Origin of the sequence: Oscillibacter valericigenes, assembly GCF_021531915.1 — a bacterium.
Lineage (GTDB): Bacteria > Bacillota > Clostridia > Oscillospirales > Oscillospiraceae > Oscillibacter > Oscillibacter valericigenes_A.
The window spans coordinates 97,145-120,040 of sequence record NZ_JAFBIV010000001.1; the positions used below are offsets into that span (position 1 = coordinate 97,145).

General features: G+C 61.4%; 23 protein-coding genes. 7 read left to right on the top strand and 16 right to left on the bottom strand.

Annotated features, from left to right (window positions below; all coding sequences use genetic code 11):
• Positions 1-46: 46 nt before the first annotated feature.
• Positions 47-472 carry a ribonuclease P Rpr2/Rpp21/SNM1 subunit family protein gene (locus JQM66_RS00430; RefSeq protein WP_235227845.1) on the top strand — a complete coding sequence of 142 codons (426 nt, stop codon included), beginning with the start codon at positions 47-49 and terminating at the stop codon, positions 470-472.
• 338 nt (positions 473-810) lie between these two features.
• Here JQM66_RS00430 and JQM66_RS00435 read toward each other — a convergent pair whose 3' ends face one another.
• The 6 genes from JQM66_RS00435 to JQM66_RS00460 form a co-directional block, all read right to left on the bottom strand.
• Positions 811-1,887, bottom strand: coding sequence for a branched-chain amino acid aminotransferase (locus JQM66_RS00435; protein WP_235227846.1), 1,077 nt, complete (start codon positions 1,885-1,887; stop codon positions 811-813).
• 311 nt (positions 1,888-2,198) lie between these two features.
• Positions 2,199-2,735 carry a 2-oxoacid:acceptor oxidoreductase family protein gene (locus tag JQM66_RS00440; RefSeq protein ID WP_235227847.1) on the bottom strand — a complete coding sequence of 179 codons (537 nt, stop codon included), beginning with the start codon at positions 2,733-2,735 and terminating at the stop codon, positions 2,199-2,201.
• A 1-nt stretch (position 2,736) separates the two neighbouring features.
• Complete coding sequence (locus JQM66_RS00445) at positions 2,737-3,492, bottom strand: thiamine pyrophosphate-dependent enzyme (protein ID WP_235227848.1); 756 nt, start codon at positions 3,490-3,492, stop codon at positions 2,737-2,739.
• A gap of 1 nt (position 3,493) precedes the next feature.
• Positions 3,494-4,564, bottom strand: coding sequence for a 3-methyl-2-oxobutanoate dehydrogenase subunit VorB (locus JQM66_RS00450; protein WP_235227849.1), 1,071 nt, complete (start codon positions 4,562-4,564; stop codon positions 3,494-3,496).
• A gap of 18 nt (positions 4,565-4,582) precedes the next feature.
• Positions 4,583-4,795: a 4Fe-4S dicluster domain-containing protein gene (locus JQM66_RS00455; protein ID WP_235227850.1), complete on the bottom strand. Its 213-nt coding sequence runs from the start codon at positions 4,793-4,795 to the stop codon at positions 4,583-4,585.
• Positions 4,796-4,827: 32 nt separating this feature from the next.
• On the bottom strand, positions 4,828-5,508 hold the full coding sequence (locus JQM66_RS00460; protein WP_235227851.1) for a nucleotide-binding protein: 681 nt from the start codon (positions 5,506-5,508) through the stop codon (positions 4,828-4,830).
• A gap of 164 nt (positions 5,509-5,672) precedes the next feature.
• Between JQM66_RS00460 and JQM66_RS00465 the strand changes: the two genes are divergently transcribed.
• The 3 genes from JQM66_RS00465 (at position 5,673) to JQM66_RS00475 (ending at position 8,952) form a co-directional block, all read left to right on the top strand.
• Positions 5,673-6,356, top strand: a complete 684-nt coding sequence (locus JQM66_RS00465) for a FadR/GntR family transcriptional regulator (protein ID WP_235227852.1) — start codon at positions 5,673-5,675, stop codon at positions 6,354-6,356.
• 347 nt (positions 6,357-6,703) lie between these two features.
• Positions 6,704-7,222 (top strand): hypothetical protein, encoded by a 519-nt coding sequence (locus JQM66_RS00470; protein WP_235227853.1) that lies wholly within the window; start codon positions 6,704-6,706, stop codon positions 7,220-7,222.
• Positions 7,223-7,239: 17 nt separating this feature from the next.
• A complete protein-coding gene (locus tag JQM66_RS00475; RefSeq protein ID WP_235227854.1) occupies positions 7,240-8,952 on the top strand; it encodes a carbon starvation CstA family protein in 1,713 nt (570 codons plus the stop codon).
• A 145-nt stretch (positions 8,953-9,097) separates the two neighbouring features.
• Here JQM66_RS00475 and aroQ read toward each other — a convergent pair whose 3' ends face one another.
• The 9 genes from aroQ to JQM66_RS00520 all read right to left on the bottom strand — a co-directional run bounded on the left by aroQ (position 9,098) and on the right by JQM66_RS00520 (position 18,008).
• Positions 9,098-9,529, bottom strand: a complete 432-nt coding sequence (gene aroQ, locus JQM66_RS00480) for a type II 3-dehydroquinate dehydratase (protein WP_235227855.1) — start codon at positions 9,527-9,529, stop codon at positions 9,098-9,100.
• The gene (locus JQM66_RS00485; RefSeq protein ID WP_235227856.1) at positions 9,510-10,754 is read right to left on the bottom strand and encodes a shikimate kinase; all 1,245 of its coding nucleotides are present in this window, start codon (positions 10,752-10,754) and stop codon (positions 9,510-9,512) included. The genes aroQ and JQM66_RS00485 overlap by 20 nt, the downstream gene beginning before the upstream one ends.
• Positions 10,755-10,757: 3 nt before the next feature.
• A complete protein-coding gene (locus JQM66_RS00490) occupies positions 10,758-11,894 on the bottom strand; it encodes a bifunctional chorismate mutase/prephenate dehydratase (RefSeq protein ID WP_235227857.1) in 1,137 nt (378 codons plus the stop codon).
• Positions 11,881-12,972, bottom strand: coding sequence for a chorismate synthase (gene aroC / locus JQM66_RS00495; protein WP_235227858.1), 1,092 nt, complete (start codon positions 12,970-12,972; stop codon positions 11,881-11,883). The genes JQM66_RS00490 and aroC overlap by 14 nt, the downstream gene beginning before the upstream one ends.
• Positions 12,962-14,134 (bottom strand): 3-phosphoshikimate 1-carboxyvinyltransferase, encoded by a 1,173-nt coding sequence (locus JQM66_RS00500; protein WP_235227859.1) that lies wholly within the window; start codon positions 14,132-14,134, stop codon positions 12,962-12,964. Before JQM66_RS00500 ends, aroC begins: the two co-directional genes overlap by 11 nt.
• Before the next feature lies 1 nt (position 14,135).
• Positions 14,136-15,203 carry a 3-dehydroquinate synthase gene (gene aroB / locus JQM66_RS00505; RefSeq protein ID WP_235227860.1) on the bottom strand — a complete coding sequence of 356 codons (1,068 nt, stop codon included), beginning with the start codon at positions 15,201-15,203 and terminating at the stop codon, positions 14,136-14,138.
• A gap of 88 nt (positions 15,204-15,291) precedes the next feature.
• Positions 15,292-16,128: a prephenate dehydrogenase gene (locus JQM66_RS00510; RefSeq protein WP_235227861.1), complete on the bottom strand. Its 837-nt coding sequence runs from the start codon at positions 16,126-16,128 to the stop codon at positions 15,292-15,294.
• A 3-nt stretch (positions 16,129-16,131) separates the two neighbouring features.
• Positions 16,132-17,145, bottom strand: coding sequence for a 3-deoxy-7-phosphoheptulonate synthase (gene aroF / locus JQM66_RS00515; protein WP_235227862.1), 1,014 nt, complete (start codon positions 17,143-17,145; stop codon positions 16,132-16,134).
• Positions 17,146-17,462: 317 nt separating this feature from the next.
• Positions 17,463-18,008, bottom strand: a complete 546-nt coding sequence (locus JQM66_RS00520) for a zinc dependent phospholipase C family protein (RefSeq protein ID WP_235227863.1) — start codon at positions 18,006-18,008, stop codon at positions 17,463-17,465.
• Positions 18,009-18,167: 159 nt separating this feature from the next.
• Here JQM66_RS00520 and JQM66_RS00525 point away from each other — a divergent pair, with 159 nt between their 5' ends.
• The 3 genes from JQM66_RS00525 to JQM66_RS00535 all read left to right on the top strand — a co-directional run bounded on the left by JQM66_RS00525 (position 18,168) and on the right by JQM66_RS00535 (position 20,716).
• Positions 18,168-19,514 (top strand): acetyl-CoA hydrolase/transferase family protein, encoded by a 1,347-nt coding sequence (locus tag JQM66_RS00525; protein WP_235227864.1) that lies wholly within the window; start codon positions 18,168-18,170, stop codon positions 19,512-19,514.
• A 147-nt stretch (positions 19,515-19,661) separates the two neighbouring features.
• On the top strand, positions 19,662-20,030 hold the full coding sequence (locus tag JQM66_RS00530; protein ID WP_235227865.1) for a CidA/LrgA family protein: 369 nt from the start codon (positions 19,662-19,664) through the stop codon (positions 20,028-20,030).
• Positions 20,027-20,716, top strand: coding sequence for an LrgB family protein (locus JQM66_RS00535; protein ID WP_235227866.1), 690 nt, complete (start codon positions 20,027-20,029; stop codon positions 20,714-20,716). Before JQM66_RS00530 ends, JQM66_RS00535 begins: the two co-directional genes overlap by 4 nt.
• 71 nt (positions 20,717-20,787) lie before the next feature.
• Here the strand turns inward: JQM66_RS00535 and JQM66_RS00540 are convergent, their stop codons facing one another.
• Positions 20,788-22,875 (bottom strand): glutamine synthetase III family protein, encoded by a 2,088-nt coding sequence (locus JQM66_RS00540; protein WP_235227867.1) that lies wholly within the window; start codon positions 22,873-22,875, stop codon positions 20,788-20,790.
• Between the last annotated feature and the right edge of the window lie 21 nt (positions 22,876-22,896).

Genomic DNA, 22,896 nt, shown 5'->3' on the forward strand with positions numbered 1-22,896 from the left:
CAGAAAAAGACCGACGGACCCGCCGCCAGAAGGAGTTTGCGAAGATATGCTGTATAAATTGAGATGTGCCGTGGCGAGATTCATGTATGGCCGCAACGGAATGGACCAGCTGAATCGGGCACTGTTCTGGGGCTACATGGGCCTGTTTGTGGCGCAGATGCTGTTCAGCGTTCTGCGGCTGGGGGTTCCGGCCATGGTCTGCGAGGCCCTGCTGTGGCCGCTGATGCTCATGATCTTCTTCCGCATGTTCTCCAAGAACCTGCCCCGACGGCAGCTGGAAAATCAGAAGTTTGTGAACTGGTGGTGGCGGGTAAAGAACAAAAACGCCGGCGCAAAAGCCCGCCACGCCGACAAGGACCACAAGTATTTCACCTGCAAGAGCTGCAAGACTATCTGCCGGGTGCCGGTGGGCAAGGGGAAGATCATCATCACCTGTCCCAAGTGCGGCGCCAAGATCGAGGCAAAGACCTGAAGCGGCTGCTACATTATAATAATGTATATAAAACAAGGAGAGGAGCCGTCGGCTCCTCTCCTTTTTGACGTGTCGAAAATTCTTGTTTGAAGTAAAATGGTCCGTTTTTGCAGGGGGAGTACGAGGGGGCGGGAGTCCCCTCGTGTTGAATCAGATGCCTGTAAAAAGCCTGCGGCAGCAGGCGTTTGCGCCGCGCAGCGGCCAGCTTTTTGGACTGCGTGGCAGGCAAAAAAGCGAGGCATTGTGAAGGCTGTCAAAAAAGCCCGCCGGACTTTTTTGACAGCCTGAAAGAAGAGGAGCCGTCGGCTCCTCTCCTTTGGTTTCTATGGAATGATGTCTCAGCCCTTGCAGACGGGAACGATCCAGCCCTTGGTGTCGGGCAGCTTGCCCCACTGCATGCCGGTCATGGTGTCGTACAGCTTCTGAGTGACGGGGCCAATCTTGCCGTCGCTGATGAAGACCTTGTCGCCCTTCCAGTCCAGCTCCTTGACGGGGGACACGACAGCGGCGGTGCCGGTGCCGAAGACTTCCTCCAGGCGGCCCTCGTGGCCGGCCTTCATGACGTCGGCGATGGCCAGCTTGCCCTCGATGACCTCATAGCCCCAGTCTTTCAGCAACTCGATGCAGCTGCGGCGGGTAACGCCGGGCAGAACGGTGCCGGTGCAGGCGGCGGTGTAGACCTTGCCGTCGATCTTGAACATGATGTTCATGCTGCCGACTTCCTCAACGTACTTCTTCTCCACGCCGTCCAGCCACAGCACCTGGGCGAAGCCCTGCTGCTCGGCCAGCTCACCGGCCTTGATGGAGGCAGCGTAGTTGCCGCCGCACTTGGTAAAGCCGGTCAGGCCGGGGGCGGCACGGATGTACTCGTCTTCGACATAGATGCGGACGGGGTTGATGCCCTCGGCGTAATAGGCGCCGGAGGGGGCGCAGATGATGCAGAAGATGTAGTGCTTACTGGCGTGGACGCCTAGACCGATGTCGGAGGCGATCACGAAGGGACGGATGTACAGGGAGGCGCCGTCGGTGTGGGGGACCCAGTCCTTGTCGACTTCCACCAGAGCCTTGACGGCCTGGACAAAGTCCTCGACGGGGATCTGGGGGATGCACAGACGGTCGGAAGAATCCTGCATCCGCTGCGCGTTGCAGTCAGGACGGAAGAGCTGAATGGTGTTGTCAGCGGTGCGGTAGGCCTTCATGCCCTCGAAGATCTCCTGGGCGTAGTGGAACACCACGCAGGCGGGATCCAGCTCAAAGGGAGCGTAGGGGACAATGCGGGCGTCGTGCCAGCCTTCACCGTCGGTGTAGTCCATCAGGAACATGTGGTCGCTGAAGAGCTTACCGAAGCCCAGCTTGCTCTCATCGGCAGGCTTCGCCTTGGGGGCAGTTGTTTTGGTGATCTTGATATCCAGCATAACAAACTCTCCTTATCTATACATGATTTGGAATTTGTAAGAAAAAAGACCTTCGCGCAGTCCCACACCGTGGGAGAGGCGAAAGTCAGACTTCCGTGGCGTGTTCCGCGACAGCACGGCAACAGTTCGCCAATCTTATTACCTTTATACGCTGATGACCGTGCAAAGTCAAGCGGTAAAATGCATAGAATACATCGGGAACGGGCAGCTGGTTCCCGCACAGGGACAACCACGGGGCAGATACCCCTGAGAGAAGGACAGCGGTCCGGTTTTCACCGGACCGCTGCGTGTTTTGGTAAGGAAGGAGCGTGTTACTGGATGCAGGCCATGCCGCGGCGGAAAGCCTCAATGTTCAGGGGAATGAACTTGGCCTTGGGACCGGCGAACATCGTCTCGATCATCTTCTCGATGGTCTCGGGCTTCAGGATCTTGGTGGCCGCCACGTAAGCGCCCAGCATGACCATGTTGCCTACTTTGGAGTTGCCAACCTCCTCGGCGATCTTGGCGCAGGGGATATAGTAAGCAGTCAGGTCCGGACGGGATACCTTGTCGGTGACCACGTCGCTGTTGACAAAGACTGTGCCGCCGGGGAGGACGCCTTCTTCAAATTTGATGAGAGAGGGTTCATTTAACGCGATCAGCTCCGTGCAGCGGGCAAAAACAGGAGAGCCTACGGGCTTGTCGGAGAGGACCACGGAGCAGTTGGCGGTACCGCCGCGCATCTCGGGACCGTAGGAGGGAGCCCAGGTGACGTTCAGGCCCTCGTCCATGCCGGCCTCCGCCAGGTTCTTCCCAATGGCCAGACCGCCCTGGCCGCCGAAACCGGAAATGATGATCTGCTTTTTCATCTTATTTCACCTCCGCACTGATCGGCTTATCCTTGATGACTCCCAGAGGATAGTACGCGGCCATGTTCTCCTTCAGCCACTGATTGGCCTTCAGCGGCGTCATGCCCCAGTTGGTGGGACAGGTGGACAGGACCTCCACGAAAGTGAAGCCCTCGCCGGCCATCTGCTTCTGGAACGCCGTCTTGATGGCCTTCTTGGCCTTGTTCAGGTTGGCAATGTCGGTGACGCAGACACGCTCGGCGTAGACGCAGCCGTCCAGGGTGGACAGCATCTCCGCCACGCGGATGGGCATACCGGCCTGCTCCACGGTACGGCCGCTTTGGCAGGTGGTGGCCCGCTGACCGATCAGAGTGGTGGGGGCCATCTGGCCGCCGGTCATGCCGTAAATGGCGTTGTTGACGAAAATGGTGGTGAACTTCTCACCGCGCATGGCAGCGTGGACAATCTCGGCGGCACCGATGGAGGCCAGGTCGCCGTCGCCCTGGTAGGTGAACACGGCCTGATTGGGATGGGTGCGCTTGATGCCGGTGGCAACGGCGGGAGCGCGGCCATGGGCGGCCTCCATCATGTCACAGGAGAAATATTTGTAGGCAAACACGGAGCAGCCCACGGGGCAGACGCCGATGGCGCCGTCCAGCAGTCCCAGCTCCACCAGGGATTCCGCCACCAGCTTGTGGATAATGCCGTGATGGCAACCGGGGCAGTAATGCAGTTCCTTGTCGGTCAGTCCAGCGGACTTCTGATATACGATCGCCATATCACTTGACCTCCTTCAAGGCCTTTCTGGCCCATTCGATCATCTCTTCCACGGTGGGCATGATGCCGCCGGCGTGGCCCAGATAGCTGATGGGCTTCTGGCCCTCCACAGCCAGCCGGACATCGTCCAGCATCTGGCCGGTGGTGCTCATTTCCACGTCCAGGATGGCCTTGATGTGCTCCTTGCCCGCCAGCTCGTGCAGCGCCTTCTCGGGGAAGGGCCACAGGGTGATGGGGCGGAACAGGCCTGCCTTGATGCCCTCGGCCCGCAGAGCCTCCAGCGCAGTCAGGGCAATTCGGGCGGGGGTGCCGTAAGCGGTGATGAGGACCTCCGCGTCCTCACACTGGACCTCTTCCCAGCGGACTTCATTTTTCTCCATCTCGGCATACTTGGCGGTCAGACGGTCGTTGTGGCCCTCGCACTCCTCCGCGTCCAGGAAGATGGAGGTGATGGAGTTCTGGTTCTCCCGGCCCATACGGCCGTTGGCTGCCCAGTCCTTGGCGGGCAGGTCCCGCTTGGGAATGGGCTTCCACTCGATGGGCTCCATCATCTGGCCGATCAGGCCGTCGCAGAGCACCATCACGGGGTTGCGGTACTGGTCCGCGATGTCGAAGGCCTCCTGGACGAAGTCCACGGTCTCCTGCACGTTGGAGGGAGCCAGGACCACCGTGCGGTAGTCACCGTTGCCGCCGCCGCGGGTGGCCTGGAAATAATCGCCCTGGCCGGGCTGGATGGTGCCCAGGCCCGGACCGCCGCGCATGCAGTTGATGATGACGGCGGGCAGCTCGGCGCCTGCCAGATATGTAATGCCCTCCTGCTTCAGGCTGATGCCGGGAGAGGAGGAGGAGGTCATGGCCCGCATGCCGGCGCCGGCAGCGCCGTAAACCATGTTGATGGCCGCAACCTCGGATTCGGACTGGACGAACACACCGCCCGCCTTGGGCAGGTGCACGGACATGTACTCGGGGACTTCGCTCTGGGGCGTGATGGGATAACCGAAGAAGCAGTCGCAGCCGGCGCGGATGGCAGCCTCGGCGATGGCTTCGTTACCCTTCCACAATTCCTTTGCCATGGTGAATGACCTCCTTCTTCAGAATTTTTCCACGGTGATGATGGAATCCGGGCAGATCTTGGCGCAGCTGGCACAGCCGATGCACTGCTCCATGTCCGACACGGTGGCGGGGTGATAGCCTTTGCGGTTGATCGCCTCCATGTCGATGACGACGATGTGCTTGGGACACACGGTGGTGCACAGCTCGCACCCCTTGCAGCGGTCAGAATTGAATGTAACTTTCGCGCTCATGGTGATGTGGTCCTCCTTCCCTGTTTGCGTGGTCATTCCCACGGCTTTCTCATTTGAATGGTGATCGGAAACACGGTTTCCGCAAGATCAGACAGGCTTGGAATGAATTTCTCCTCCGCCACGTGGCACAGCACCGGGATGCCGGTCTCCCGGGACACCTCCGCCGCCAGGGCCGCGCCCTTGCGGATCTCCTCCTCGGTGGTTTCCCCGCAGAGGTGGGTGTTGTTGACGATGGCGGTGCAGGTGAGGCCGGTGGTGGCCTCAATGCCCCGGAGGTAGGCGATGGCATTTTCCGCTTCCCGCACCTCCGGCCGGTTGGCGTTCAGCACGTAGATCAGCTGGTAGTCCTCCATGACGATCCTGGGCTGGAACCGGGCCAGTACCCGGGCACCCACGGGATCGCCGCCGATGTCCAGAATGCCCCGGATGCTCCGGTCCTCCAGAATGGTCAGCAGCTCCGCCGGCAGGGCGGGTACATCCGCATCGGAACAGGCCTGGGAGGAGGAGATCAGCCGGATCCCGGCTTCCTCCAGGACCTTCCTGCGCTCCCGGGAACGGAAGTAGGGGTTGACGATGTCCAGGTCCGCCATCATGACCCGTTCCCCATCCCGGGCCATGGCCAGAGCCAGGTTTACGGCGAATTCCGTTTTGCCGGTGCCGTAGTGGCCGGTGACAATGGAGAGGCGGTGGGAACAAAATGATGTGGCAAGCAAGAATCGGCCACCTCCCAAAACAACGTTGTATTATTTCTTGATATGTGGTATGATGTCATTGTACATCTCAAAAAGTGTGATGTCAAGAGGGGCCTTGTTTTTTCGATAAAAAGTCGGTATAGTATTCTAAAAGAAACGAAAAGCTCCTGACGGGAGGGGACCTTATGGCGGAAATCAAGAAAGCAAAGCTGTCGGAGCAGACATCCGACCGGCTGTATGAGATGATCGTGGAGGAACAGCGCTATGCCCCAGGCAGTAAGCTGCCCAACGAGAATGACCTCAGCGGGGAACTGAAGGTCAGCCGCACCACTCTGCGGGAGGCCATCTCCTTCCTGGTGGCCCAGGGTGTGCTGGAGATTCGTCGGGGCAAGGGAACCTTTGTGGCGGAGGAGCTTCCGGCGGCGGGGCTGGACCTGACCAGCCTGGCGGGACTGCGGTCCCGGGTCCGGGCCAAGGACCTGTTTGAGATGCGGCTGATCTTTGAGCCGGCCACCGTGGCCCTGGCCTGCCTGCGGGCCACGGACGATGAGCTGGCCCAGATCGAAAAGCGGGCCAGGCGGGTGGAGCGCATTGCCGCCGAGGGGGGCGACTGGCCTCTGGCGGACCAGGAGTTCCACTGGGCCATCATCAAGGCCTCCCACAATGAATATATGCGGCGGCTGTACCCGATCATCAACAGTGCTGTCAACGAGATTCTCCAGATATCCCAGAATCGCCAGCACATGCAGGACGTGGCCCTCAGTGACAACCGGATGATTCTGGAGTTCCTGATGAAGCGGGACGAGGACGGTGCCCGCCATGCCATGAGCATCCACATGAAGCACCTCATCAGCACCCTGCAGGATTGATTGTACGGCCTGCAAGGTTATCACAAAGCAAAAAAGCAGCCTTTGGAAGAGCTGTATTTTCCAAAGGCTGCTTTTTCCATCCGAAGGCCGGAGAGGACAACCAATCAGAAATTTCTCAGGCAAAACAGCAAAATGCACAAAGGAAAACGATTATAAATGTTGGAAACAGAGAGGAAATTTGTCAAAAGAGGAAAAACATTTACCACAATCCACAATTTTTAACGGCTTATTCACAAATTGTACACAAATTTTGAGGAACCCCCTTAACAAAAACGAACAGAGCGTGTATAATAGCGACTGAACAGTGAAGATGTGCGCTTTTTTGGAAAGAGAGGAGAATACTGCCCATGGAAATGACCCGGCAGGAACGGCTGGAGAAGCTGCTGAACGCCTACTCGCACCATTACGACATCGCCCGGGATGTGACGGTGGAGGGCGGAAGCTTTCCCGCAACGGCGTTTTTCTTTCTTCGGGATGAGAATTACCTCATCAGCAAGAAGCATGTACTCAACGCCGTGGAAAACCATGAATACGTTTATTTTTACCTGACGGAGCATCTGGATGTGGAAACGCTGCAAAAGCAGATCGACGTATCCAGAGAAGCGGGCATGAGCCATATCATGCCCAACAAGGAGCACATGTCCTCTTTTGTGACCCTGGTGATCCTGGCGGACACCATTGACCCGGAGGCGAAGGCGCTGATCAAAAAGACCCGCTTCCGCAAAAACTTTCGGCTGGCACTCCATGGCTGGATGGAGTATCACATAGCAGCAATGGAAATCTCAACAAACAGCTTCCTTTCCAATCCAGCCGGCAAGGAAGCACGCAAGCTCCTGGAGAGGAATTTCCTCTCTAAGGAAAAATAAGAAGGGAGAGTATATCAATGAATGGTGTAGTAGTCCTCATCATTGGCGTTGCTCTGCTGGCATGCGGTTATATTTTCTATGGCCGCTGGCTGTGCAAGCAGTGGGGCGTCGGTGAGCTCAAGGAAGAAACCCCCGCACATACCATGCAGGATGGTATCGACTATGTTCCTGCTCCGGCCCCCGTTCTGATGGGCCATCATTTCTCCTCCATCGCCGGCGCCGGCCCCATCACCGGCCCCATCTCCGCTCTGAAGCTGGGCTTCGGCTGGCTGCCCTGCCTGGCATGGATCGTCATCGGCGGTATCTTCTTCGGCGGCGTCCATGACTTCGGCGCCCTGTTCGCTTCCGTCCGCCACGGCGGCCGTTCCATCGGTGAGATCATCTCCGAGAACATGAGCAAGCGGGCCAAGATGCTGTTCCTGACCTTCGCCTACCTGACCCTGATCCTGGTCGTGGCTGCCTTCGCCTCCATCGTGGCCGGCACCTTCGGCGCCACCTTCACCGAGGCTGGCGTTGTGGATCTCGCAGCTTCTGAGAGCAATGCCCGCGTGGCCATGGTCTCTCTGCTGTTCATCGTGATCGCCATCATCTTCGGCTTCTGCGTCTATCGCCGCAATGCTCCCATGGGCGTTGCTTCCGTGATCGGCGTTCTGGCCATCGTGGCCATCATTGCCATCGGCATGGTCTTCCATCCCATCTATCTGTCCACCAAGACCTGGATGTGGATCTGCGGCCTGTACATCGCCATCGCTTCTGTCACGCCTGTGTGGATCCTGCTGCAGCCCCGTGACTACCTGAGCTCCTTCCTGCTGTACGCCATGCTGGCTCTGGCTGTCATCGCTGTGTTCGTCGGCCATCCCTCTATGGCAAGCCTGCCCGTGGTCCAGGCTGAGTCCTGCACCACCCCCGTGTTCCCCGTCCTGTTCACCACCATCGCCTGCGGTGCTATCTCCGGTTTCCATTCTCTGGTTTCCTCTGGTACCACCTCCAAGCAGCTGGACAAGGAAACTGACGCGAAGCCCATCGCTTATGGCGGCATGCTGCTGGAGTGCGTTCTGGCTGTTCTGGTCCTCTGCGCTGTGGCTGGCTTTGCCAATGCCAACGGCGGCGACATCGGTGTTGGCCCCACCGTCCTGTTCGGCGGCGGTATTGCCGGCATGATCGATCCTAGCCACGGTGGTGTGTACAGCGTGCTGTACACCCTGCTGGTTCTGACCTATTCCTCCTTCTGCCTGACCTCCCTGGATACTGCCACCCGTCTGGCTCGCTTCATGTTCCAGGAGTTCTGGCTGGATGGTTCCAAGGGTGAGACTCCCGAGAACGTCACCGGCTTCAAGAAGGTTATGTCCAACATGTATGTTGCCACCGGCATCACCGTCGTCCTGGGCGTGCTGCTGGGCCTGAATGGCTATGGCAAGATCTGGGCTCTGTTCGGCTCTGCCAACCAGCTGCTGGCTGCTCTGGGCCTGCTGGCTGTGGCTACCTGGCTGGGCAACATCGGCAAGAACAACAAGATGTTCCTCATCCCCATGGTCTTCATGCTGCTGGTCACCATCTGCTCTCTGATCATCAACACCAAGACTCAGATCGGTCTGATCTCTGCCGGCGGTGCTGACTGGGGTCCCTATGTCCAGGCTATCCTGGGTGTGCTGCTGGTGGTTCTGGCTATCGTCCTGGCCATCGAGGGTATCTCCACCATGAGCAAGCAGAAGAAGGCTGCTGCGAAGTAAGCATTCTGCTTCAAGAAAAACAACGGAGTTTTGCCAGTCTCCGCTGAACAGAAAGGACTGCCGTGAAAACGGCAGTCCTTTTTTGTGCGCACAAGGGCGGCTCCGTATGTCTGCGGAGCCGCCCTTGTAATACGTCCTATGATGATTACTGCTTTTCACATAGCAGCCGCAGTGCCTCCACATACCCCGGCAGGCCATGGCCCTTGATGGTAGCGATGCAGGCGGCACGGATGTAGGAGGTGTGTCGGAATTCCTCCCGCCCATCCGGGTCAGACACATGGACCTCCACTGTGGGAATGCCGACTGCCTTCACCGCGTCCAGCAGCGCCACGCTGGTATGGGTGTAAGCCGCGGGGTTGATGATGATGCCGTCTACCTTGTCAAAGTAGGCTTGCTGGATAGCGTCCACCAGGGCACCCTCGTGGTTGGACTGGAAGAAGCTGATCTCCACCCCCAGCTTGTCGGCCTCTGCCTGAAGCATAGCCACCAGATCGGCGTAGGTGGTTTTCCCGTAGATCTCCGGCTGGCGGATGCCCAGCATGTTCATGTTGGGGCCGTTAAGCACCAGAATTTTCACAAAAATCCCTCCAGATTGCGGCGGCGGTGTCCTCCACCGTGCCGTTGTTGTCCATAGCAGCGTCCCGGAAGGCCGTGTACAGCGGTGCCCGCTCCGCCCACATGGCGGACAGGTCCGCGCCCTGGGACAGGGGGCGGCCGTCGGTAGACAAGGCGTCCAAATTCCGTACCAGCTGATAGATGCGGCCGTTCTGGTGGAGCGGGGCATAGTTGCGCCGGTCCTTCACCACGCCGCCGCCGGTGAGAAGGATCTTGCCGGACAGCTTGCCCACTTCCGCCGTCACTTCCCGTTCCAGCGCCCGGAAGGCGGCTTCGCCCTCTGCGGCAAAAATCTCCGGAATGGAGCGGCCGGCCTTTTCCACGATCCGCTGGTCGATGTCGATGGCCTCCCGGCCTGTCAGCGCCGCCAGGGCCTGCCCCACCGTGGTCTTGCCGCAGCCGGGCATACCGATGAGGACGATGTTGGTGCACTCCCGCCGCAACAGGGCCAGGATGCGCTCATTCTCGCTGTCGGGAATGGCCTTTTCAAAGAAGTGCTCCTCTGCCGCCTTGGCCTGGGCCACCAGCATGGGTAGGCCGTCAGAGCAGGGGATGCCCAGCTCCTCCGCCTGCAGCAGCAGGGCAGTACGGCGGGGATTGTACACCACGTCCAGCACGCCGGAGCACCGGGGGAAGGCCGCCAGGTCCACGGGGGACACACCGGTGTTGGGGAACATGCCCACCGGGGTGGTGTTCACCACAATGTCTGCGTCGGCGTGACGGTCCAGGTTGCCGTAGTTGTCGGGCCCGGAGCGGGAGATGACCACCACCTCCCGGGCGCCCATGGCCTTCGCGCAGGCCTGGGCAGTCAGGGACGCGCCGCCGCTGCCCAGAATGACGGCCTTCTTGCTTTGGAAAGAGATGCCCGCCCGCTCAGCCATCCACCGGAAGCCGGCGGCGTCGGTATTGAAGGCATACAGCTTTCCGTCGGCCCGGCGGGTCAGGGTGTTGACGCTGCCGATGGCCTGAGCCATGGGGTCAATGATGTCGCAGAAGGGCATCACATCCCGCTTGTAGGGGATGGTGACGTTGAGCCCGCCGATGTCGGGCTGGCGGAGAAAGCCTTCCAGCTCCTCGGGGTCCAGCTCGATGAGCCGGTAGCCCTCACAGCCCAGGGCGGTGTGGATGGGCACGGACCAGCTGTGGCCCAGCCTGCGGCCCAACAGGCCGAAGATTTTCTCAGCCATAGGTCAGACTTCGGCGTAGCTGCCCAGGAAGTTGAAGCTGGCGCAGCTGCGCTCCATCTCCTGCAGCATGGACAGGACGCCGGGCTCCTGAACGGAGGCCTCCAGCTCCAGGAAGAAGATGAACTCGAAGTTCCGGCCGCTGACGGGGCAGGACTCCAGCTTGGTCATGTTGATGTTCAGCGCCGCCAGCTTGGACAGGATCTCATACAGGGCACCGGGCTTATTGTCACAGGCAATGATCAGGCTGATGCGGTTGGCTCCGGCGTAGATGACAGGGTCCTTGGCGATGCAGAAGAAGCGGGTGTAGTTGTTGTCGCTGTCCTGGATGGCGTCGCTGACGCACTCCAGGCCATACAGCTCCGCGCAGGGGTGGGAGGAGATGGCGGCGGCGTGGCGGTTTCCGCTCTCCGCCACCATTTTGGCGGCCATGGCGGTGTTGTCGCAGGGGATCACCCGGACGCCGCCCTGGCTGTTCAGGAACTTGCCGCACTGGCCCAGGGCCTGCTCATGGGAGTAGATCTCTGTAATGTCGCTCATCTTGACACCGGGCAGAGCCAGCAGCTCGTGGCGGATGCACAGCCGGGTGGAGCGGACCACGGAGAGGTTGTGCTCCTGCAGCAGGGTGTAGACGGCACGGACGGAGCCATTGGAGCTGTTTTCAATGGGCAGCACACCGAACTTGCACAGGCCGGACTCCACGGCGGAGACCACGGCGTCGAAGGTCTTGACGTAGACGATGTTGCCCCGGGGCAGGATGCGGTCACAGGCCACCTGGCTGTTGGCACCCTCCACGCCCTGGCAGGCGATCAGGCCTGTCTGGGGAAACACGGGGCCGCCGGCGGCCAGGGAGGTCTCCACCTGGGCGGCCACCTTGGTGGGGGCATTGATCAGCTCTGCCTGCCGGGACCGGGCCAGCTCGAACAGAGTGGAATACAGGTGATAGGCATAGCGCTCCTTGTCCCCGGCCTTCTCCGTGATCTTGGCCAGCACCTCCCGCTCCCGCTGCTTGTTCAGGATGGGGAGATGATGCTCATTTTTATACGCGGCCACTTCCTCGGCCAGATTCATACGCTCCAGGAACAGCTGCAGCAGCTGGTCGTCCACGGCGTCAATTTTCGTGCGGATCTCAGAAAGTTCCATGATGTCCCTCCAAAAGTAAATCTAACAGTACCGTCGCGGTGACGGCTTCCACCACCGGGACGGCCCGGTGGGCAATGCAGGGGTCGTGGCGGCCCCGGATGACCAGCTCTGTGTCCTCCATGGCGGAGAGACTGACGGTCCGCTGGGCCTGGGAAATGGACGGGGTGGGTTTCATGGCCACCCGCAGGGTAATGGGCATCCCGGTGGTAATACCGCCCAGGATGCCGCCGGCGCGGTTGCTCTCCGTGACGATCTTCCCGTCTTCCACGGTAAAGGGGTCGTTGTTTTCCGACCCATGGAGCCGGGCGGAGCCAAAGCCCAGGCCGAACTCCACACCCTTCACGGCAGGGATGCCGAACAGGGCGGCGGCCAGGCGGTTTTCGATGCCATCGAACATGGGGTCACCCAATCCAGCAGGCAGCCCGATGGCAGCGCACTCGATGGTGCCGCCCACAGAGTCCAGATTCTGCCGGGCCTCCAGGATCAGAGCCTGCATCCGCTCTCCGGCATGGTCGTCCAGCACCGGGAAGGGCTTGGCGGCCACCTGATCAAAGAGGGCGGCGGTGGGGTGCAGGGGGAAAGGAGAATCGCTTTCCGCCCCCACGGAGGCAAGGTGGGCGCCTATATAGATGCCCCGGCGGGCCAGGATCTGCTTGGCAATGCCGCCGGCGATGCACAGGGGCGCCGTCAGGCGGCCGGAGAAATGGCCGCCGCCCCGCATGTCCGCCTGTCCGCCCCACTTTACCCAGGCGGTGTAATCCGCGTGGGAGGGGCGGGGTTTGTCGGCCAGCTCACTGTAATCCGAGGAGTGCTGGTCGCTGTTTTCAATGATGGCGCACAGGGGCGCGCCGCAGGTGACGCCATTTTCCAGGCCGGAGAGGAAGATGGGGGTATCCGATTCCCTCCGGGCGGTGGACAGGGGGCTCTTTCCCGGCTTCCGCCGGTCCAGGAAGGCATACAGGGCCTCCAGGTCAATGGGCTCCCCGGCGGGCAGGCCATCCATATTGAAGCCGATAGCCCTGCCGTGGGACTGGCCGAAGACTGAAACCCGCAGGATGCGGCCGAATTCAGAGGACATCAAACACACCTCCCAGTCGTTTGTAGTCATCCCAGAAGCTGGGGTAGGATTTGTTCACCGCTTCCGCTCCCAAGATGGTCACCGGACCGTCGGCGCGGGTGGCGGCGATGGCCGCCGCCATGACGATGCGGTGGTCGTTGGCTCCGTCCACCGTGCCGCCGGTAAAGGCGGTGACACCCCGGACTGTCAGGCTGTCGGGGCCTTCCTCTGCCTGCCCGCCCAGGGCGGTGAGCATCTGGTGGACCGTGGTCAAGCGGTCGCTCTCCTTGATGCGGAGCCGGGCGGCGTTAATGAAAGAGGTAGTCCCGTTCCGCACCGCCGCCATCACCGCCAGGGGCGGCAGCAGGTCGGGGCAGCCGGACACGTCAATGTCCACGTCGCCTGGGCGGGCCAGCTTCCAATACAGTTCGCTGACCACCTTGTCTCCCTGGGCGGAGGCGGGGTTCAGCCCCGTGGGCTGGACACCGTTGTCCAGGAAAGCGGCGGCATACCAGAAGCCCGCCTGGGACCAGTCGGCCTCCACGGCGATGTCCCGGGCCTGATAGGTCTGGTTTCCGGGGACCCGGAAGCACTTGTAGTTCTGATTCTCCACAGTAATGCCGAACTGCGCCAGCATGTCTAGGGTCATGTCCACGTAGCCACCGGATTCCAGGGGCGTGGTGATCTCAATGACGGAATCGCCCGGCAGCAGGGGCAGGGCGTACAGCAGTCCGGTGACGAACTGACTGGACACATTCCCCGGCAGGCGGTACACGCCGGGGATCAGAGTGCCCCGGACGGTGAGGACGCCGTCCTTCTGCTCATGGAAGATGCCTTTTTCGTCAAAGATGTCAAAGTAGGGGCCCTGGGGCCGCTCCATGAGCCGTCCCCGGCCGGTGAAGACGCCACCGCCCGCCACCGCCAGAGCGATGGGAATAAGGAAGCGGAGGGTGGAGCCGGATTCGCCGCAGTCCAGGAAGGGCAGCTCCCCGTCAGGCCGGGGGGCCTTCAAAGCCGCTACGCACCGTTTTGTGGCCTGGATGTCCTGGGAGTCGCTGAGGTTGGAGAGGCTTCCTTCGCCGTCTGCCAGCGCCAGAGCCAGCACGGCCCGGTGGGCCATGGACTTGCTGGCGGGGGGCATCACGGTGCCGTTCAGCGTATGGGGGGTGATGCGGATATCCATGTCAGCCCTCCAGTCCTGCCCGGATGATGGGCAGCAGCTCTGCCACCGGGACTTTTTTCAGCTGGCAGGCACCGATTTTCTGCGGAATGACCAGGGTGATGGTATCCCCGGCCCGCTTTTTGTCGGCAAGTGCCGCTTCTGCCAGCGCTTCAGCAGAAAACTCCGTGCCGGTGGGCAGGCCGTTTTTGGCAAGGCAGGCGGCAATGCGGGCGGCGATGGGTCCTTCTGTCCAGCCAAGGGCTTCGGCGGACCGGGCGATGATGGCAAGGCCCGCCGCCACGGCGTGGCCGTGAGGGATGGCGTACCCGCTGCACTTCTCAATGGCGTGGCCTACGGTGTGGCCCAGGTTCAGCAGCTTCCGCTCACCCTGTTCCTTCTCGTCCCGCTCCACCACGCCGGCCTTGTACCGGACGCACCGGGCAATGACTTCGTCGGGAGCAGTGGTCAGTGTGCCGTCCTCAAAGAGGGCAAACAGGCTCTCGTCGTCCAGCACGCCGGTCTTGATGGCCTCGGCGGCGCCGTCGGCGAACACGTCGGCGGGCAGGGAGCGGAGACAGTCCGTGTCGCACAGCACAGCGGTAGGCTGCAAAAAAGCCCCGGCCAGATTTTTGCCCGCCGCCAGGTCGATGGCGGTCTTGCCGCCTACGGAGGAATCCACGGCGGAGAGCAGGGTGGTGGGCAATTGGACGCAGCGGATGCCCCGCAGGTAGCAGGCGGCGGCGAACCCCGCCATGTCCCCGGTGACGCCGCCGCCCAGAGCGATGACGCAGTCAGTGCGGGTCAGGTGCTGCTCCGCCAGAAATTCCAGAATGGCGGCCAGGGTGGTGAAATTTTTGCTGCCCTCCCCGGCGGGGAAGATATGAAAACAGACGGCGAACCCGGCAGCGGTCAGACTGTCGGTCACCGTCTTCAGATACAGGGGCGCCACGGTGCTGTCGGTGATGACGGCAGCGCGGCAGGGGGCCAGCACCTTGCGCAGGTGCTGGCCGCAGTCGGACAGTAGCCCGCCGCCGATGGAGACCTCATAGGCGGGGGTGGTATGGACTTCAATGGTCTGGATGGAGGACATAAGGTCCCTCCTTCAATCGGATTCGAAATGAGCGGGCGGATACGATCCGCCCCTGCGGGAAAACGGGCAGGGGGAACTTGATCCCCCTTTAGTTTCCGCCCGCGGTGGCTTTTTTCTCCCTGCCGTCCTTCAGCAGGGCGCGGAGCTGGTCAGCGTCCTTGGCTTTCAGCGCATCGGCGTATTCGGAGAGGTTTTCAATGAGGATGTCCAACTCCTTCGTCAGGTAGTCGGCGTCGTCCAGGAACAGCTCTGTCCACATGTCCTCGTCCAGCCGGGCCACCCGGGTCATATCCCGGAAGCTGCCGGCGGAGAAGCCCCGGCGACGCTGGGCCTCGGGGGACTTGATGTAGGCGCTGGAGACGATGTGGGCCAACTGGGAGGTGTAGGCGATGATGCGGTCATGCTCGTCCGGCGTGGAGAAGGTCAGGTTGGCAAAGCCAATATCCAGGAAGAAGGCTTTCAGCATCTCCAGAAGCTGCATGTCCGTCCGCTTGTCCGGCGTCAGGATCATGGAAGCGCCTACGTACAGATCCTCTGTGGCGGAGGTAAAGCCGCCCCGCTCCTTGCCGGCCATGGGATGGCCGCCGATGTAGGCAAAGCCGTACTGCTCGGCGATGGGGGCGATGCTCTCCACCACCACCCGCTTCACGCCGCACAGGTCCACCACGACGGCGGACTTGCTGATGTCGGCGGCGTTTCGGCGGACCCACTCGATGGCGGCGGCAGGACGGATGGCAATGAGAATCAGGTCACACTGGGAAAGGTTTTCTTGAGTCAGCGGGGCGTCGACGGCGCCGCACATCCGGGCCATCATCAAGGTCTCCTCGCTGCGGGCAATGCCGAACACCGTGTGGCCGGTGCGGGCTTTGATACTTTTCGCCATGGAGCCTCCGATGAGGCCTAGGCCCACAATACCCACCTTCATGGCTCAGCCCTCCAGGGTCTTCATGGTCTCGTGGAGCTGCAGCAGCTTTTTGGCCAGGGGATCGAACTGCTCGGGCTTCAGGGACTGGGGACCATCACACAGGGCGTGGGCGGGGTCGTTGTGGACCTCGATCTGCAGACCGTCGCAGCCGGTAGCCACGGCGCCCAGGGCCAGGGGCTCCACCAGCCAGTTCTTGCCGGTGGCGTGGCTGGGGTCGATGATGATGGGCAGGTGGGTCAGCTTCTTCATCACGGGGATGGCGGCCAGGTCCAGGGTGTTGCGGGTGTAGCTCTCGAAGGTGCGGATGCCGCGCTCGCAGAGGATGACGTTCTCGTTGCCGCCAGCCATGACGTACTCGGCGCTCATGAGCCACTCCTCATAGGTGGCGGACATGCCCCGCTTGATCATGACGGGCTTGTCCTGATGGCCCACGGCCTTCAGCAGGTCGAAGTTTTGCATGTTGCGGGCGCCGATCTGGATCACGTCCACATCCTTGAACAGGGGCAGCTGGCTCAGGTCCATCAGCTCGGTGACGATGGGCAGACCGGTCTCCTGACGGGCGATCTTCAGGTACTCCAGGCCGGTGGCGCCCAGGCCCTGGAAGGAGTAGGGGGAGGTGCGGGGCTTGAAGGCGCCGCCGCGGAGCATGGTGGCGCCGCTGGCCTTCACAGCCTTGGCGATGGCTACCACCTGCTCCTCGCTCTCCACGGAGCAGGGGCCCGCCATGATGGTCAGGGTGCCGCCGCCAATCTGGGTGTTGCCCACCTGGATCACGGTGTCCTCGGGGTGGAACTTGCGGTTGGCGTTCTTGTAGGGCTCCTGGACCCGCTTCACGTCCTCTACGATGTCCAGGGCGGAGATCAGGTCGATGTCCAGCTTGGAGGTGTCGCCCACCAGGCCCAGAATGGTGTGGGCTTCGCCGATGCTGGTGTGGATGGAAATACCCTTTTCCTGGAGCCAGTTGACCAGGCTCTCCAGCTGGTCACGGTTGGGATTGTGTTTCAGAATGACGATCATGATAAGTGCCTCCTTACAGATTTCAGCGGTAAAAAAGACCCGCAGCCGGTCTGGCTGCGGGTCTGCGAGTCCTGGTACGTTCTGACAGGACCAGTTTTTACACCCGGGTGCTTTCAGCCAAACCGAAATAAGCCTTACCAAAATAATAGGTAAAGCTAAAGTAGCGGTATGCAAAAGTACGGGCGATACTGGTCATGGAAAATTTCCTCTTGCCTCTTTAGATGTTTAAAGCATAACACTTCGGAAAGAAAATGAAAACTGTGAGTTTTTACAAAATATGAAACCACAGCAGGGTGCATCTGTACAAATCAACTGAATCAGACGGTGGGAAGGCAGCCTGCCATCAGAAGGCCGGTGGCCTCCAGAATGTAACGGATGTCCTGCTCCAGGTCGGACCTGGAATCCAGGTACTGCCGGTGGAGCTGCTCAATGGCGGAGATCAGGTCCTGACGGCGCTGACGGCGGCGCAGAGCCTGCCGGGAGAGGTGCTCCGCCAGGGACAGGCGCAGGTCCGTCTCATAGCGGTGGTGGTCCATCAGGGTGTTGGGCCAGTTCTCGTTGTGGGGATAGGTAAAGGCGTCCGCCAGATAGTGGGTCAGCTTGCCCAGCGTGTAATACTGCCACACGGTCCAGCGGTCACGCTGCTGGAGCCGGCGGATATGGTCGTAGATGTACAGCTGGGAGTTGGAGAAGTTGTGTCCCCCCAGCCGCTTGGCCCGGCGGGAGCCCTTCAGATAAGTCAGGGGATTGCAGTCCGGCTGAAAGGAGCCGAAAAGAAAGGCCAGCTCATACCGTCTGGCGCGGAAGCCCTCATGGCTGCGCAGCAGCGCGGAGGCCAGGAGCTTGTGACTGCGTTTCTGCAAGGGGCCCACCTCCCGGGTACAAAGTTTGCCTGTTCAGTATAGCACCTTGGAAAAAGCAGTGCAAGCGGAAATCCCAGGGATGGCCCAAAACCTTGCAATTTGCGGAAAATTGAGATATGATGCTTCCATTGTGATGCTTAAAAAAGGAGCGTGATGAAGATGCTGGAGCCCACCCGGCGGGGACGCTTTGCAGATATGGAGGGCTGGCAGCGGCAGTACGCGGCTCTGCTGACCACGGCGGAGGAGGCGGCTGCCTGCGTTCGGGACGGGGACGTGCTGGTCATGTCGGCCTCCGCCAACTGGCCCTACGCCTTTGATGAGGCGCTGACGAAGCACCTGCGGGCCACGGGGGGCCGTGTGGAGGTCAACGGCCTGTTCCTCCCCCTGGATACCTGCCTGATGGCGGCGGAGAACAAGGACCTGGTGACCTTCCACAGCAACTTTTTCTCCGGGGAGCGGGTGCTGGCGCCCCAGGGGAACATTCAGTTCGTGCCCACCCACCTTAGCGCCACGGGAGACTGGCAGGCCTCCCGGCACCCCCGGGTGGCGGTCATCACCTGCTCCGCCCCCAATGAACAGGGCTGGATGAGCCGATCTCTGTGGGGCAGCGACGTCTCTCGGCAGGCCCTGGAGCAAGCGGAGGTGGTCATCGTGGAGGTCAACGACCGGCTGCCCTTCTTTGTCAGCGACGGAGAGGCCCACATGCTGTTCCACGTGTCCGAGGCGGATATGCTGCTGGAGAACAGCCGCCCCGTGGCGGAGACCCCGCCGGTGCCCACGGCGGAGGTGGACCGGGTCATCGCCGGTCACATCGCGGAGCTGGTGCAGGACGGCGCCTGCGTCCAGTTCGGCCTGGGGGGCCTTGCCAACGCCGTGGGTGAGTGTCTGGCTTACGCGGGAAAGAAGGATTTGGGTATCCAGACGGAGGTCATCAGCAGCTGCGTGGTGGACCTGATGGAACGTGGCGTCATCAACAACAGCCGCAAGCAGACCTGCACCGGCCGGTCGGCGGGGGCTTACTTCATCGGGGACCGTCGGCTGTGGGACTTTGCCCGGGACAATCCGGCCTTCTGCCAGAAGGAGATCCACTGGACCAACGACGCCCGGAATATCGCCCGGAACGACAACGTGGTCTCCATCAACAACGCCATGGAGATCGACCTGACGGGCCAGGTGAACGCGGAGTCCATTGGCCCCCGCCAGTACTCCGGCACCGGCGGCCAGCTGGAGTGGGTGCTGGGCGCCCAGTGGTCCAAGGGCGGAAAGAGCATTCTGGCCCTGCGGTCCAGCTACCGGGATAAGCAGGGGCAGCTCCACTCCAAGATCGTGCCCCAGCTGGCGCCGGGGACCATCGTTACCACCCCGCGCACCTGCGTCCAGTACGTGGCCACGGAGTACGGCGTGGCGGACCTGCGGTACAAGAGCGTGTCGGAGCGGGCCCGTGCCCTCATCGCCATTGCCCACCCGGACTTCCGGGCGGAGCTTGCCCGGGCTGCCGGTGTGTGAGACTTTCGGATTTTCAATTTTACCAAGACCCTGCCCCGGATGGGCAGGGTCTTGCTGCGTTTTGCTGAAAAGTTTGGATTTGTTTGACTTCCTGCGGGGAAAACGATAAAATAGGTCCAGTTTTGTAAAAAAGGTCGTGATCCTTCCGTGAAGATCTTACTGCAGATCGGCGTGGTATTTGGCCTGTACTGGGTCAGCCTGCTGATCGAATCCCTGCTGCCCATTCCCTTTCCCGCCAGCGTCATCAGTTTGCTGCTATTGCTGCTCCTGCTGTTTTTGAAGGTCCTGAAGGTGGAGCACATCCGGGAAGAGGCGGATTTCCTGCTGAACAACCTGGGCTTCTTCTTCGTGCCGGTGTCCGTCAGCTTTATGAACTATGTGGATGTGCTCCGGACCTGCGCAATCCCCTTCCTGGTCATCTGTGCGGTGTCCACGGTGGTGACCTTTGCCGCCACCGTGGGGGCGGTGCGGCTGACCTGCCGCCTCATGGACCGGAGAAAGGGGGCGGAGAAATGAGCACCCTGTTTGAAACGCCCTATTTCGGCATCGCCGTCACCATCGCCGCCTACTGGGTGGGCGTGAAGGTCAACAAAAAGACCGGCCTGGTGATCTGCAACAACATGCTCATCACCGTGGGACTGATCATCATCCTGCTGAAGGTGCTTCACATCTCCTATGAGGCTTACTATGTGGGCGGCAGCGTCATCAACATGCTGCTGGGCCCCGCCACCACCTGCATGGCCGTCAGCATCTACGCCAAGAAGGACCTGCTGAAGCGGTACTGGGCGCCGGTGCTGGCGGGCTGTCTGGCGGGGGCTGTGGCCTCCATTGCCAGCGTGCTGGTCATGTGCAGGATCTTCGGCCTGGACCGGGCTGTCCTGATGTCCCTGCTGCCCAAGTCCGTCACCACTCCCATTGCCACAGCGGTGGCGGAGAGCCACGGCGGCATCGTGGCCATCACCGTGGCGGCGGTGATCGTCACCGGCATGCTGGGGAACATCCTGGCCCCGACCCTTATTAAGGTGTTCCGGGTGAAGGACCCCATGGCGGCGGGCCTGGGCATCGGCGCCTGCAGCCACGCCATGGGCACCGCCAAGGCCATCGAGATCGGAGAGACGGAGGGCGCCATGAGCGGTCTGGCCATTGGCATGTGCGGCATTATCACCGCGATCCTGGCCCTGTTCTTCGATTTCCTGGCGTAATATAAAAGAGATCCGGACGAAGCAAACGCTTCGTCCGGATCTCTTTTATAAGGAGAGGAGTGGGAAGAAAATCAGACATAGAACAGCATGTCGCTGTACACGGGGAAGGGCCAGTACTCGCTGGCGGTCAGGGTCTCCAGCTTGTCGGCGATGGCGCGGGCGGCGGCCATGTCGGCCACGATCACGTCATGGCTGTACTGCATGGCGGCCTCGGCGTCAGCGGGAATGGCGGCCAGGCCGTTCTCCAGCTTGGCGCAGGCGTCCATCAACTCGTCGGTGAGCTGAGCGACCTCGGCAGCGGTGGTCTGCTCGTACTTGCAGGCCACACCGCAGGCGGACTTGCTGTCGGCACGCTCGCACAGGTCGGTGGCGTAGCCGGAGACGGCGGGCAGGATCTGGTGCTTGATCATATCCACCATGGTGTTGGCCTCGATGGTCAGCACGGTGGTGTAGTTCTCCACGTGGATCTCGTACCGGGCCTGGATCTCCTCCTTGGTGTAGATGCCGTGCTTGACGAACAGGTCTACATTCTTGGGAGCGATGTAGGCGGGCAGAGCGTCAGCGGTGGACTTCAGGTTGCACAGGCCCCGCTTCTCGGCCTCAGCGATCCAGGCGTCGTCATAACCGTTGCCGTTGAAGATGATGCGCTGATGCTCGGTGAAGGTCTTCTTGATCAGCTCCTGCAGGTCGGCCTGGAAGTCGGTGGATTTCTCCAGCTCGTCAGCGAACTGGGTCAGTTCCTCAGCCATGATGGTGTTCAGGGCGATGTTGGGGCCGGAGATGGACTGGGAGGAGCCCAGCATACGGAACTCGAACTTGTTGCCGGTGAAGGCCATGGGGGAGGTGCGGTTGCGGTCAGTGTTGTCCTGACGGATGGCAGGCAGCACGTCCACGCCGATCTCCAGGGTGCGCTTGCCGGCGTCCTTGAACTCGGTGCCCTTGATGATGGATTCCACCACGGCGTTCAGCTCATCACCCAGGAAGATGGAGATGACGGCCGGGGGAGCCTCCTGGGCGCCCAGACGGTGGTCGTTGCCGGCGGTGGCCACGGTGGTCCGCAGGAAGTCCTGGTACTCGTCCACGCCCTTGACAAAGGCGGCCAGGAACAGCAGGAACTGGGCGTTCTGGCTGGGGGTGGAGCCGGGCTTGAACAGGTTCTTGCCGGTGTCGGTGCCCAGAGACCAGTTGTCGTGCTTGCCGGAGCCGTTGACGCCGGCGAAGGGCTTTTCATGCAGCAGGCACACCAGGCCGTGCTTGTCGGCCACCTTCTTCATCATCTCCATGGCCAGCTGGTTGTGGTCGCAGGCGGTGTTGGCGTCGGAGAAGATGGGGGCCATCTCATGCTGGCAGGGGGCCACCTCGTTGTGCTTGGTCTTACTCAGCACGCCCAGAGCCCACAGAGTCTCGTCCAGGTCCTTCATGTAGGCGGCCACACGGGGACGGATGGCACCGAAGTAGTGGTCCTCCAGCTCCTGACCGCGGGGAGGCTTGGCACCGAACAGGGTCCGGCCGGTCATCCGCAGGTCCTCGCGCTTGGCGTAGTCCGCCTTGTCGATCAGGAAGTACTCCTGCTCGGGACCCACCTGGGCGGTGACACGCTTGGTCTCGGTGTCGCCGAACAGCCGCAGGATGCGGATGGCCTGGCGGCTCACCTCGTCCATGGAGCGCAGCAGGGGGGTCTTCTTATCCAGCGCGTGACCGGAGTAAGAGCAGAACACGGTGGGGATGCACAGGGAGCCCTCTTTGATGAAGGCAAAGGAGGTGGGGTCCCAGGCGGTGTAGCCCCGGGCCTCGAAGGTGGCACGCAGGCCGCCGGAGGGGAAGGAGGAGGCGTCGGGCTCGCCGCGGACCAGCTCCTTGCCGGAGAATTCCATGATGATCTTGCCGCCGCCCACGGGATTGATAAAGCTGTCGTGCTTCTCGGCGGTGACGCCGGTCATGGGCTGGAACCAGTGGGTGTAATGGGTGGCGCCCTTTTCAACGGCCCACTGCTTCATGGCCTCGGCGATCTCATTGGCGGTGCCGATATCCAGGGAGGTGCCTTCGGTGACGCACTTCTTCCAGGCGCCGTAGGACGCGGAAGACAGGCGTTCCTTCATGGTCTCTTCGTTGAAGACCAGGCTGCCGAACAGCTCGGGAAGTTTCATCGTGGTACTCATACGTTTCATCCTCCTAATTTT

Coding starts and splice junctions, on each gene's coding strand:
- JQM66_RS00440 (WP_235227847.1), bottom strand. CDS start 2,735: ATGAAAAAGCAGATCATCATTTCCGGTTTCGGCGGCCAGGGCGGTCTG.
- JQM66_RS00445 (WP_235227848.1), bottom strand. CDS start 3,492: ATGGCGATCGTATATCAGAAGTCCGCTGGACTGACCGACAAGGAACTG.
- JQM66_RS00430 (WP_235227845.1), top strand. CDS start 47: ATGCTGTATAAATTGAGATGTGCCGTGGCGAGATTCATGTATGGCCGC.
- JQM66_RS00540 (WP_235227867.1), bottom strand. CDS start 22,875: ATGAGTACCACGATGAAACTTCCCGAGCTGTTCGGCAGCCTGGTCTTC.
- JQM66_RS00485 (WP_235227856.1), bottom strand. CDS start 10,754: ATGGCTGAGAAAATCTTCGGCCTGTTGGGCCGCAGGCTGGGCCACAGC.
- JQM66_RS00465 (WP_235227852.1), top strand. CDS start 5,673: ATGGCGGAAATCAAGAAAGCAAAGCTGTCGGAGCAGACATCCGACCGG.
- JQM66_RS00455 (WP_235227850.1), bottom strand. CDS start 4,795: ATGAGCGCGAAAGTTACATTCAATTCTGACCGCTGCAAGGGGTGCGAG.
- JQM66_RS00510 (WP_235227861.1), bottom strand. CDS start 16,128: ATGAAGGTGGGTATTGTGGGCCTAGGCCTCATCGGAGGCTCCATGGCG.
- aroC (WP_235227858.1), bottom strand. CDS start 12,972: ATGTCCTCTGAATTCGGCCGCATCCTGCGGGTTTCAGTCTTCGGCCAG.
- JQM66_RS00525 (WP_235227864.1), top strand. CDS start 18,168: ATGCTGGAGCCCACCCGGCGGGGACGCTTTGCAGATATGGAGGGCTGG.
- aroF (WP_235227862.1), bottom strand. CDS start 17,145: ATGATCGTCATTCTGAAACACAATCCCAACCGTGACCAGCTGGAGAGC.
- JQM66_RS00535 (WP_235227866.1), top strand. CDS start 20,027: ATGAGCACCCTGTTTGAAACGCCCTATTTCGGCATCGCCGTCACCATC.
- JQM66_RS00490 (WP_235227857.1), bottom strand. CDS start 11,894: ATGGAACTTTCTGAGATCCGCACGAAAATTGACGCCGTGGACGACCAG.
- JQM66_RS00500 (WP_235227859.1), bottom strand. CDS start 14,134: ATGGATATCCGCATCACCCCCCATACGCTGAACGGCACCGTGATGCCC.
- aroB (WP_235227860.1), bottom strand. CDS start 15,203: ATGTCCTCCATCCAGACCATTGAAGTCCATACCACCCCCGCCTATGAG.
- JQM66_RS00475 (WP_235227854.1), top strand. CDS start 7,240: ATGAATGGTGTAGTAGTCCTCATCATTGGCGTTGCTCTGCTGGCATGC.
- JQM66_RS00450 (WP_235227849.1), bottom strand. CDS start 4,564: ATGGCAAAGGAATTGTGGAAGGGTAACGAAGCCATCGCCGAGGCTGCC.
- JQM66_RS00435 (WP_235227846.1), bottom strand. CDS start 1,887: ATGCTGGATATCAAGATCACCAAAACAACTGCCCCCAAGGCGAAGCCT.
- JQM66_RS00470 (WP_235227853.1), top strand. CDS start 6,704: ATGGAAATGACCCGGCAGGAACGGCTGGAGAAGCTGCTGAACGCCTAC.